This is a genomic window from Nostoc sp. (assembly GCF_035638895.1).
Lineage (GTDB): Bacteria > Cyanobacteriota > Cyanobacteriia > Cyanobacteriales > Nostocaceae > Nostoc.
This window is the reverse complement of sequence record NZ_DASQZC010000137.1, coordinates 1-7,320: the sequence shown is the minus strand read 5'-3', so window position 1 is coordinate 7,320 and position 7,320 is coordinate 1. Positions and strand designations below refer to the sequence as shown.

The 7,320-nt window shown below is 42.5% G+C and carries 8 protein-coding genes; 3 read left to right on the top strand and 5 right to left on the bottom strand.

Annotation, left to right across the window (positions count from 1 at the left end; genetic code table 11):
- The coding region (locus VE944_RS06780) for a thioesterase II family protein (protein ID WP_324974161.1) at positions 1 to 582 on the top strand (582 nt) is incomplete at its 5' end.
- Between the two features lie 230 nt (positions 583 to 812).
- On the opposite strand, the gene VE944_RS06775 is transcribed toward VE944_RS06780, so the two are convergent.
- Positions 813 to 1,214 carry an ExbD/TolR family protein gene (locus tag VE944_RS06775; RefSeq protein WP_324974158.1) on the bottom strand — a complete coding sequence of 134 codons (402 nt, stop codon included), beginning with the start codon at positions 1,212 to 1,214 and terminating at the stop codon, positions 813 to 815.
- On the bottom strand, positions 1,198 to 1,851 hold the full coding sequence (locus VE944_RS06770; protein WP_324974154.1) for a MotA/TolQ/ExbB proton channel family protein: 654 nt from the start codon (positions 1,849 to 1,851) through the stop codon (positions 1,198 to 1,200). Before VE944_RS06770 ends, VE944_RS06775 begins: the two co-directional genes overlap by 17 nt.
- Positions 1,852 to 2,193: 342 nt before the next feature.
- Between VE944_RS06770 and VE944_RS06765 the strand changes: the two genes are divergently transcribed.
- Positions 2,194 to 3,654: a TonB family protein gene (locus VE944_RS06765; RefSeq protein ID WP_324974151.1), complete on the top strand. Its 1,461-nt coding sequence runs from the start codon at positions 2,194 to 2,196 to the stop codon at positions 3,652 to 3,654.
- Positions 3,655 to 3,842: 188 nt separating this feature from the next.
- A complete protein-coding gene (locus VE944_RS06760; protein WP_324974149.1) occupies positions 3,843 to 4,223 on the top strand; it encodes a signal peptidase I in 381 nt (126 codons plus the stop codon).
- Positions 4,224 to 4,687: 464 nt separating this feature from the next.
- Here the strand turns inward: VE944_RS06760 and hpxZ are convergent, their stop codons facing one another.
- The 3 genes from hpxZ to VE944_RS06745 all read right to left on the bottom strand — a co-directional run bounded on the left by hpxZ (position 4,688) and on the right by VE944_RS06745 (position 7,092).
- Positions 4,688 to 5,074, bottom strand: coding sequence for an oxalurate catabolism protein HpxZ (hpxZ, locus tag VE944_RS06755; RefSeq protein ID WP_324974146.1), 387 nt, complete (start codon positions 5,072 to 5,074; stop codon positions 4,688 to 4,690).
- A gap of 144 nt (positions 5,075 to 5,218) precedes the next feature.
- Positions 5,219 to 5,995: a sulfite exporter TauE/SafE family protein gene (locus VE944_RS06750; protein ID WP_324974143.1), complete on the bottom strand. Its 777-nt coding sequence runs from the start codon at positions 5,993 to 5,995 to the stop codon at positions 5,219 to 5,221.
- Between the two features lie 152 nt (positions 5,996 to 6,147).
- The gene (locus VE944_RS06745; RefSeq protein ID WP_324974140.1) at positions 6,148 to 7,092 is read right to left on the bottom strand and encodes a DMT family transporter; all 945 of its coding nucleotides are present in this window, start codon (positions 7,090 to 7,092) and stop codon (positions 6,148 to 6,150) included.
- Positions 7,093 to 7,320 lie beyond the last annotated feature (228 nt).

Genomic DNA, 7,320 nt, shown 5'->3' with positions numbered 1-7,320 from the left:
ATGAAGTCACCACCCTTAACGCGATTAGAATCTCTTGTTGAAGCGATCGCTCCATTTTTGTTACCATACTTAGACAAACCATTTGCCTTCTTCGGTCACAGTATGGGCGGATTAGTTAGCTTTGAGTTGACCCATCTACTTCGCTCTAAATATAGTCTTGCTCCCTTTCACCTCTTTATATCTGCTCGTCGCGCCCCACAAATCCCGCCCACAAAACCACCCCTCCACATCCTATCAGACCCTGATTTGCTCAATGAGCTACGCAGTCTTAACGGTACACCCAAAGCAGTACTAGAAAGTGCGGAACTCATGCAGATGTTCCTGCCCATTTTACGGGCAGATTTTGCCGTTCTGGAAACTTATATTTACACTCAAAAACAGCCACTGGAGTGTCCTATTACTGTTTTTGGTGGTTTGCAAGACCAAGAAGTTAGTCATGAGGCATTGCAAGCATGGCAAGAGCAGACGATCGCAGCTTTCTCATTACATGAGTTAAACAGTGACCATTTTTTTATCCATTCACAGCAAGAATTATTATTAAAACTTATATCTCAAGAATTACAAATGCGTCAGCGCCTTTAGGGAAGTCAAAAATCACGCATTCAAAAGTCAAAATTAATAATCCCCATACTTCGGCTTCTTTCGACTTCGCCCCTCTCTACCAGAGTCTGCGCTCAGGACAGGCTCATGGCAAGTAGCTCAGTAACCATAAATAAATTTACTTGCTCTGTCATCACACACGAAGGAGTTAGGAGTCAGAATATAGTATTTTTCTGACTCGCTGAACTTCTTATGTACAATATTTCTACTGTTTATTTTTGAGTAGCGATCGCTAACTTCGCGCCTTCAACCTGACGTACCCGATCCATCACAGCCACTACCTGACCGTGACCAACTTTTTCATCAGCATTAATAATCACTAACATTTCTGAGTTAGAACCAATTAAAGTCCGCACTTGCGCTGTTAAATCATCAAGTTTGGTTGGTTTCCGGTTCAAGCTTACTACTCCTTGTTCATCTACCGTGATAGTAACTTTAGAGGGAACTTGTTGTTGTTTTGCTGTGGCTGCCTTCGGTAAATTTACTGGCAAACCTTCTGAGCGTGTTAAAAACAGAGTTGACATGATAAAAAATGTCAAAATCGCAAATATCACGTCAATCATCGGCACGATATTAATCTGTGCTGGGATATCTGGTTCATCTTGTAGACGCATACGTTTTTTCTCCTCGTTCATAGCGACGGCGGTAAAGTAATTCTAGCTGTCCCCCATACTCCTGAATTAGAGCGATTTGCCGCTGGTACAGTCCCCGGAAAGTATTGGAAAACATGAGTATGAATATAGCAACGATCAATCCTGCTGCTGTTGATACTAGGGCTTCACTAATCCCAGCTGTAACACTTGCCGTTCTGCTACCTCCCACGTCACCAAGATTTAGGGAAGCAAAGGAGGTTATCAATCCTAATACTGTGCCGAGAAGACCTAACAGTGGTGCCAGACTAATGATTGTGTCGAACATATTTTGAAAACGTTTTAACACAGGTATCTCAGCTTGCGCTTCGCTTTCTAACGCCAAACGAAATTCTTCTGGATTTGGCTCCTCTAATTCTAAAGCTGCTAGAAAAATCCGGGCGAGTGGCAAATCTGCGTTTTTCTGAAGTTTATCCATTGCACCGACAACATTATCGAGTCGGTAGAGATTCAAAACATCTCGCACCACCCGGCTTTGACGCTTATTGATCCTTACCCAAAACCTGATCCGCTCGAAGATCAGTGCCACACCCAATACCGAAAACGCCAACAGGGGCCACATGACCACACCGCCTGCTGCAAACAAATTCTGAATTCCCATGTAGTGCCTCTATAACGTCGTCCACAATACAAAATCAGACTACCAGAATCTAGAGAAAAGCTGAAACTTATTCTCAATAAAATATAAAATATAATGATAATTTTTTAAAATGTAATGCTGATGATTTTTATTTACTTGTTCGTTTGTTTTACATAAATTAATTTAATTAGATTGCAACAAAAATTAATTTTATCCAAAAACCATGATATCGGTGGTTTGATAAGATGTTTTTGCTAATGCAAGGTTCCATGACGCGATCGCAAGTAATTTTAATTTTTTACTTGATATTTGTAACCTTGCATTCTAAGATAGCTAAGTTAGTGAGAATGGGTAGCAATAGCTATGAGCTTTTCTGGCATTACTGTCGAGCAACGTTCCAAAGAAGTTGAGGCTCTCAAGTCTTTTCTGACTTACAGTCTGATAGGTTCACTGGCGCTGCATATCGGCGTACTGTCCTCAGGCATAAGTAATTATTTGACGAGAGTCCCTACGGGAGAAGAAGAACCAATAGAGTTGGCGATGGTTGATTCTCCAACTGCGGAACCAGAAAAACCAATCGCACAGATTCCAAAAGAAATAAAAAAAGAAACAGAAGTTATCCAAAAACAGCCTATAGAAACTCCACCAGTAGAAAAAGTTCAGCAGCAAGAACAGATTACAGCAGTTGCTCAGAAGCCACAGTTGACAAATACACCGTCAAAAGCAATTGCTACCAAACCAGAAATTCCTGTGAAATCTGCATCCGTTCCACGATCAGCTTTATCTGGAGATTCCAAAGCAAGTTCGGTGGGTGGCGGTGGCGGTGGTGGCGGTGGTGGCGGCTCTGGTGTTGGTTTAGGTTCAGGTAGTGGTATTGCTGTAGGTACAAGTAGCGGTACTGGCACTGGTGGAGGTACTGGCACTGGCACTGGCGGGGGCATTGGTAGTGGAACTGGCACTGGCACTGGTAGTGGCACTGGTAGTGGCATTGGTAGCGGCATTGGTAGTGGTACTGGCAGTGGCATTGGTAGCGGCACTGGCAGTGGAATTGGTAGTGGAACAGGAAACCGTCCTACAGTAGCAACAGCGCCAACACCTCCAAAAATTAACAGTCCAGGTAATGGTCGTGCAGCCTGCCGCGAAAAGGATTGTGGTATTAAGTATCCAGAGGCAGCAAAACGGCGAGGAATAGAAGGCAGAGTAGAAGTAGCTGTCGATACTGATGCACAAGGCAATGTTACCAATGTGCGGATTGCTCGCTCCAGTGGAAACCGCGAATTAGATGAAGAAACCGCCAGACAAGTGCGTAACTCGAAATTCAAACCCGCAGAAGGTGGTAGACAAGGGGTAGCTATAGCTACTGAATTTGCCATAAAAGGTTCACGGCGATCGCGCCAAGTTCAAGAACGGCAAGCAAGAAGACAAGCAGAAGAAAGAACACGGCAGGCAACTACTGCAAACTCCACACAGGAAACTCCTGGACGTAGGCGCAGAGAGTTGACACCTTCATCTAACGCAGCTACAGCTACAAAACCAGCAATATCTGGATTTAGTCGGCGACTAGAACCTCAAAGAGCCGAAAGTCCTTCTACAAACTCATCATCTAGAGCTAGGACAACTCGTACTCAAGGAAGTGCAAGAGATTCCTTACGCAGTATCCAACGTGAGCGAACGGCTACCGATTCATCACAAAAGCCACAAGCAATTATAAAGCGGCGGCGGCGAGATAACACTAGCCAAAACAAGTTGCGGGAGTCTTTGCGCGGTTTACGCCAACAACCTCAATCGCCTCAATCGCAATCTGCTGCTCCCACTCAAGAGTAGCTACGGTGTACGCAAACTTACTTATCTATTACCTTGCAAAGCCAGCTTGATCTTCTTCCAAAGGAAGAGGTTAATCGAACTCACCTTAATTTAAATCCTTAGATGGACGCAGATGGACGCAAATAATTTTGATAATTAATTATCTGTGTTCATCTATTTTGATTAGTTATGAATGAAGAAGGTGAGTGATGCAGCCTAAAGTTATTTTTGGGAATGCTGCTAGCGAAGGTGTAAATCGCTGGGGTTGGTTTATGGGTTACTTCATTACCCCAGATGATGATCCTCGCTCAACCACAGCACTAGAAATAAAGTGGGGTGTCCATAAAGCAGGAGACAGTAGAATTGAGTGGGGAGTAAATGACACAGCCGCGACTCTTTCGATTTTGATTAATGGCCAATTTTGCCTTCAGTTTGAGGATCGGGAGATGATTCTATCTCGTGAGGGCGATTATGTGCTGTGGTGTGCGGGTGTGCCACATTGCTGGATTGCTCAGTCTGACTGTACTATTCTGACGGTGAGATGGCCTTCAACACGAGGTGATAGTGTAGCAGTGCGATCGCCACAATAATAAAAATAATAATTTTCAACCCACATTCTGCACTTCTTCGGAATAAAGCGGTAACTATCCACTTTCATACAAACAACTGAAAGCTTTCTTAGCTACAACCTAAATAACCTTTTGGGATATACGAATTTCCATGTTAATTTCCATTGATGCTCGTATCCCCTTTCCTCGTCCTTTGGTTTATGCGACTTACCCTGACAAGCTAACGGAACTTGTACCCTACATATCAAAGGTTAAACAAATTAAGTTTAAATCAAGGGAAAAGCAAAACGGACTTTTATACTTATATATGCCTAGATTTTAATACAATCCAATCAAATGAACTTACCATGTTTAAACCTCTATTGAATCTTTGTTAAAATAGTTATTTTTAATGAGTTGAAATCAGATAAAGTTAGTACGATCGCTACTCACTATATTTTCTGGTAGCTAATATATAACTAAAATACTAGTCATAGTTTTGAAACTCACACTGGTAATAGTGAAACATGGGCTGAAACCACCTTCCATCCTTCGGTAAACCTGTACCAAGTCTGGCTTTGTCGCCCGAAACGCTCTACACCATTGATGATTCGGCGAAATTCTAAAGTTACTGTTGCTGCATCTTTCCCAAAGGTTACAACCTTAAGATTTAAGATTTCTCGCTCTATTTTCGGATTGGGTCGATTCTGGCGAAAGTTACGAATTTCATCGCTACCATAGAGGTTTTCTGTCATTCCAAAGCGCACTACTTCTGGCGCATCCCAAAATAAGCTATCCATCACCTCCAAATTGTTATTAGAAAGGGCTTCTTCGTATTTGAGGTACAAATCGGTTACTTCAGCTAAAACAGCAGGGTCATTTATAGTAGTCATTGTTGTTACCAATTTTTGATGTTATGGCTGATTATGCACTCTTTCAAATAGCCAGAGCTATTTTTCTTTTAAGCTTCTCCAGCATGTAGATTTAAATGTAATTTTTAATGCTTCCATACATTACCCCTGAGTTGTTCCCAGTTCTTAACCGTAAATAAAAAAGTAGGCAGTCATCGTAAAGGCAACAATCATCACAAATTTCCTAATTAAGTGCGGTTCAAGTTTACGAGCATAATGGGCGCTTAAATAACCGCCAAGAGAGCCACCGACTGCCATCAAAATAGCTTGATGCCAAGCAATCACACCTGCAAAAATAAATGGAATAATGGCAATACCATTGATACAACTCCCTAAAAAGGTCTTAAAAGCATTCATTTTGTGGATACTTTTGATACCTAAAAATGTCAAAGTTGCCAGCATTAAAATCCCTAAACCTGCGCCAAAGAAACCGCCATAGATGGCGATCGCTAGTTGAGCCAGTGCTAAATTAAATAAGGGTACAGATTCCGGTGATGTGTTCTGGTTTCGACGCTGCAACCACTTTTTGAACGGTTCGCCAAAGGTAAACACAACTGTTGCTAGCAGCAATAGATAGGGAATCAGCTTTTTAAAGACATCTGGCGATGTATACAACAAAGCTATGGAGCCAATCATGCCACCAACTAAACTGACGCCACATAGAAGTAAAAAATCTCGCCGCTCGATGCCCAAATCTTGACGATATGCTCCAGCACTGGCTAGGGAAGCCACCCAAATTGCTGTATTATTGGTGGCATTAGCTGCGATCGGGGCAACACCCGTAAAGATAAGAGTTGGAAACGTGATAAAGCTTCCACCACCCGCTACAGCATTTAAGCCGCCTGCAATAAAAGCGGTACTAAACAGAAGTAAGCTATGGAAAAGTGTTAAAGATGGTGGCATTATTTACAAATTATTAATTTGGGAATATCACTTGGAGAATGGGCAATCAAGTCAGCACCATGAGCTTTTCATTCCTCCTCTGTTCCATAGCCATAGATGACATCAATTGAAGCGATATGATGGCGTTTGCCTCCAATGATATCATGCCTAATTCAACCCCTAATTTTGAGCGATTTCACAAAGCCTTCTGCACTAAGTAACGCGATGCCCAATGTGACAACACCAATCCCTACACTCTGAATCACATTTAAAGTTTCGTTAATGGTTATCCATGCAACTAAGGCTGTCAATGCTGGACTGCTAGAGCCGATTATAGAAGCGGTAGATGCACCAACCATCCGAATCCCCACATTGTTTAATGTGTGTCCGAGAAAGCTGACAAGACCTGAAAATATGCTACTAATCCATAGGGGTGTCCAGTCAAGTTGACCGCTCTTAGCTGGCCAAAACAGTAAGCTAACACCAGAGAGCAGTAGAGTGGAAGCAAAACTGATCCAGGTAAAGGGAACTGGATGGAATTTTTCTAAACATTTTTGAGCAATGATGCAATAAAAGGCATAAACGATCCCAGCGCCAAAACTAGCGAAAATGCCGATCGCAATGGTATGACTGCTGTAGGTGGCAGAAGATTGGGGAATGGTGAAAGCGCTTCCCACCAGAATAATAGCCATTACCAGCCAACGGAACAATGTGGGGCGTAGGCGTAGCCCGCCGAAGGCATCGCCAAAAAACCTCCAAGATAGCAGCGCTGTAAATACGGGATAGGTGAAGAAAAGGGTCAAGGCAATACCTGTGGGAATCAAGCCAATAGCAATGTAGAGTGAGGCAATATACACAAACATCAGCACTCCACAGCCAAGAGCTTGGATTAGAACATCCCTGCGCTTGCGGGTGAACAAGTCTTGGAGTTCTGTCCAAGCAGATGGATATAGCTTGAATGATAGAGATGCCATGAGTGGAACCACCAGCAGCATTCGCATGAACATCAGCAAGAAGGAATTCTGCAAATCCGGTTTAACGTATCCACCAAGTAAAAATAAACCTAGTACGAGATGTTCTGAAAACAAAACTCGGACAGTAACGTTGTGAAACGTCAAAACAAAGGAGGATAGTAGAACCGTTAAGATGCCCAACACGATAAAAAGTTTCCTACTACCACTTTTATATGAAGCTGCATATAATAAAGAAAACAACTCGATAAATTAAAATAACCATGAGCCGCCCTTTTCAGATTGAAATCGCAGAGAGCGAAGAAGAACTTAAAAAACGTCTACAAACAGCGAATTTAGGAAACCAGAAAGAAAAGCTTATTATGCTGTGGTGGA

Bases quoted from the DNA above. Each gene is read 5' to 3' on its own strand.
- VE944_RS06775 (WP_324974158.1), bottom strand. From the start codon at position 1,214: ATGCGTCTACAAGATGAACCAGATATCCCAGCACAGATTAATATCGTG.
- VE944_RS06770 (WP_324974154.1), bottom strand. From the start codon at position 1,851: ATGGGAATTCAGAATTTGTTTGCAGCAGGCGGTGTGGTCATGTGGCCC.
- VE944_RS06765 (WP_324974151.1), top strand. From the start codon at position 2,194: ATGAGCTTTTCTGGCATTACTGTCGAGCAACGTTCCAAAGAAGTTGAG.
- VE944_RS06760 (WP_324974149.1), top strand. From the start codon at position 3,843: ATGCAGCCTAAAGTTATTTTTGGGAATGCTGCTAGCGAAGGTGTAAAT.
- hpxZ (WP_324974146.1), bottom strand. From the start codon at position 5,074: ATGACTACTATAAATGACCCTGCTGTTTTAGCTGAAGTAACCGATTTG.
- VE944_RS06750 (WP_324974143.1), bottom strand. From the start codon at position 5,995: ATGCCACCATCTTTAACACTTTTCCATAGCTTACTTCTGTTTAGTACC.